A 1,510-nucleotide genomic window follows, 5' to 3' on the forward strand; every position below is an offset into this window, starting at 1 on the left:
GGCCTTTACCCCTATCTCAAGAGCGCAAATGCATCAGCCCCCCAGGCGATCTCGGGCTTTGCCTACAGCAGCGGGAGCACGCCCGCCCAAGGCGCACAAGTCGGCGTCTATGTCGGGGGCAAGCTGCTGACGGGCGGCACGGCTTCGACCGGGGCCAACGGCTACTATTACGAACTGGTGCGCGCAGGCACAGTCACGGGCACAACAAAGCTGGGCGAGGCCCTGACCCTTGCCGGTGCATCCACCGTCAGCGGACAGATCTACACCGACTGGCCCACACTCACTGCGGGCAATCTCACCGGACTCAACATCACCTCGGGGGTGGTCTCCGACGTCACCAACGACACTTCGCTGTCCAATCTCAATTCCAGCCTGGCGGCGACCTTTGGCAGCGGCTACACTGCGATGGCCAGCCAGTTGAGCAGTGCGGCGACGACCATCAACGCGCGCAATGCTGGCGGGGTCAACCTCAATCAGGCGCTGACCCTCGGCAACAACTATACCGTCACCACCTCCGCTGGAGACATCACGGTTTCCTCGCCCATCACGTGGGCTGGTGCGAACACCCTCACTCTCGATTCCTATCGCAATGTCAGTATCCTCGCCCCTGTCACGGCATCGGGTGCAGGCGGTGTGGTCATCAAGACCAACGATGGCGGCACGGGGGGAGACTACAGCTTCGGCCTCACAAGCACCGGCTTCACCGGCAGCCTGAACTTCACTGGCACGCCAAACAGCGGGCAGTCCCTCAACATCAACGGGCAGGCCTACACGCTGGTCTATTCGATGGCCCAGCTCGATGCGATCGACGGCCAGAATGGCGTGGATGGCAGCGCGGTCACGGCCTATGGCCCAGGCTTCACCGGATCGTACGCGCTGGCAAACAACCTCGACGCAAACGGGCTTGCCTACAAATACTCCCCCGTGAATTTGTCCGTGGCTGGAAACGCTACGGCCTATGCCAACTCGGTCTTTGAGGGACTGGGACATACAGTTTCCAATCTTACGATCAACACTACTAGTACGATTCCCAAAATTACAGGATCGCTCACTTCCAAAGATAGCGCCACTGGCCTTTTTTCAATGACGGCCGGAGGAAATGCAATTCGTGATATTGGAGTGTCGGGAGGAAATATATCGGGAAATAGCTATGTCGGTGGTGTCGTAGGCCTCAACCAAGAGGGCGCTACTCTCAAGAACGTTTTCTCAACCGCCACGGTTTTCGGCAGTTATCGCACAGGTGGCTTAGCAGGGTTCAGCAGTGCCACAATTGTCAATGCTTATGCGACTGGACCGGTCACTGGCGTAAGTGAAACAGGCGGCTTGGTTGGCCATCTCGATTACTCCGGCACGACAACCAACGCCTTTGCAATGGGTGCCGTCACAGGACAGGATTACACCGGCGGTCTGGTCGGGTATAGCTGGTGGCAACCCGTTTCCAATGTGTACTCGACTGGCTTTGTGAAGGGCAGTGGCTCCAACACAGGCGGCCTTTTCGGATGGATCGGTG

The 1,510-nt window shown here is 58.7% G+C and carries 1 protein-coding gene; it reads left to right on the plus strand.

The window, feature by feature from the left end:
- Window positions 1–1,510: beta strand repeat-containing protein (locus G404_RS20700; RefSeq protein ID WP_028642173.1), on the plus strand; the 1,510-nt coding region annotated here is incomplete at both ends.

This window comes from Novosphingobium acidiphilum DSM 19966 (genome assembly GCF_000429005.1).
In the GTDB taxonomy this organism is placed as follows: domain Bacteria; phylum Pseudomonadota; class Alphaproteobacteria; order Sphingomonadales; family Sphingomonadaceae; genus Novosphingobium; species Novosphingobium acidiphilum.